Raw genomic sequence first — 1,055 nt, forward strand, 5'->3', positions numbered from 1 at the left:
ATACACATGAGAGCCGCCAAATAATCCTGCTTCAGAACGCATTCGGCTAATATAAAGCAACGCATATATTTCGTACACAAGAGATTTCACATTGTCCATGCCAATCATCGGTTCAAGCTCTTTCTGAATGTCAGCATAATGATCGACGCCCGGCAGCGGCTTCACTGCAGGCAGCGGTTCTGTCTCTAAAGCAGGAGCAGAGGCCCCAGTCTGAAATGTTTCTTGCGTTCTTAGGACCACATTGATTTGACGGGAAGGCCTTGCAGTGCCATTGCCGGATCCCGATTTGACGTGTCCACTCATCTGTGGCATCACCTATCCTTTGCTTCGAAAGCTGTAGCGGCTAACCGCACTACAAGTTTATTCTACTTTGCAGCAGCATATTAGCAGATTTACAGCTTCGAATCGGAAGAGTGAAATCCGAGACTAAGCAATAGAGAGTCGAGCTTCCACTTTGTAAAAGCTAGTACTTCACGCGACTCATTATAGACAGGATTTAGCACCTTTGATTTTGTACCAGCGACTTGAAACTGAACAAAATCAAGCTTTTTGGCTATCTCCATTGATCTTGCAGCATGATAATCATGGGTGATGACAATTAGTGTTGACAGGCCTTGYTGCTCTGCGATCTTCTTGCTGAATTCAAGATTTTCGTACGTGCTGGTCGCCTTATTTTCTAGCAACAGCTTGTCAGCTGAAATACCTTTTGTTATGAGATAGTCCCTCATACCCTCGGCTTCTGTTTTCTTTGAACCGTTGCCATCCAATCCACCTGTCAAAATAAGCTTGTCTACCGTACCCGCCTTGTATAATTGCCAAGCAAGGTCAAGCCGTTCCTTCAGTGCTGGACTTGGCACATCATTCCACAAAGCAGCACCAAGAACGATGCCTGCATCCGATGGAACAAGCGGCTTATTCGTATCGAAACCGTTAATTAACCACAGTAAATATCCACACCAGAACACGCCTGCACATATTAACCAGGCAACAACACGAAACAAGAGCAGCCACGGTCGCTTTTTCTTCGATCTTCTGCGCGGGCTGCTCCTTGAGAC

The 1,055-nt window shown here is 46.0% G+C and carries 1 protein-coding gene and 1 pseudogene; both read right to left on the bottom strand.

Features of this window, described 5'->3' with window-relative positions; translation table 11 throughout:
- Positions 1–303, bottom strand: a pseudogene (locus tag AC1DSE_RS35730) (AAA family ATPase); the annotation flags it as partial.
- Positions 304–392: 89 nt separating this feature from the next.
- Positions 393–1,055: YdcF family protein (locus tag AC1DSE_RS35735; protein WP_477529176.1), on the bottom strand; the 663-nt coding region annotated here is incomplete at its 5' end.

The organism is Paenibacillus sp. 01L418 (assembly GCF_056400045.1).